This window comes from Oleiphilus sp. HI0086, from assembly GCF_001635225.1.
The window spans coordinates 1-704 of sequence record NZ_LWFZ01000195.1 but is presented as its reverse complement, the minus strand read 5'-3'; the positions used below and the strand labels follow the sequence as shown (position 1 = coordinate 704).

1 protein-coding gene is annotated in these 704 nt (G+C 43.0%); it reads right to left on the bottom strand.

The window, feature by feature from the left end; translation table 11 throughout:
* Positions 1-390: ribosome maturation factor RimP (gene rimP / locus A3756_RS02715; protein ID WP_068552873.1), on the bottom strand; the 390-nt coding region annotated here is incomplete at its 3' end.
* Between the last annotated feature and the right edge of the window lie 314 nt (positions 391-704).

Below are 704 nucleotides of genomic sequence, written 5' to 3'. Positions count from 1 at the left end.
GCGTAATTTCAAGGCAACTTGGTGCCCCTGAAACCGTTCATAGTGATTTAGCTTATATAATGGACGATCCATGCCTGGCGAAGAAACCTCCAAGGTATACTCTCCGTTTATCGGATCTTCTACATCCATTACACCACTCAACTGACGGCTCACCAGCTCACAATCTTTGAGCTCTATGCCGCTTTCCCTGGCCTGTTCCTCAGTGATATTTTCATCTACTTCACCAGGGACTTCAGTTTCTTGTTTTTCTTCGGTTTGTGCGCTTTCAATAAACACACGCAACACAGAGTGCTTACCCTGGGACATATATTCAATACCCCAACACTCGTAACCCAGCCCTTCAATGACCGGTTCAATCAATTCTTCTAACAGCTTCTTTTTTGCAGACAATGGCAGTACCGTTTTTCATATTTCAGAAACAAAAAATGGGCATAAAGCCCATCACACGAAAAAGCCACCACAACCTTAAACAACCGAGCCTCTGAGTAACACTCAAGAGACCACCAAAGGCGGCTTTTACCAGATTTTTCTCACGCATCGTTGATTTCCACAAGCTAACATCTAATAAATCAACATCAGCAATATTAATCAAAGCAATAAACAAGCTTGGACTATACTCGTGCGCAGCAATATTCGGCCGCATTATATGCACCAAACCTTAATGGGTCAACCGTTAAGCACTGTACCTTACAGTTCATTACCCA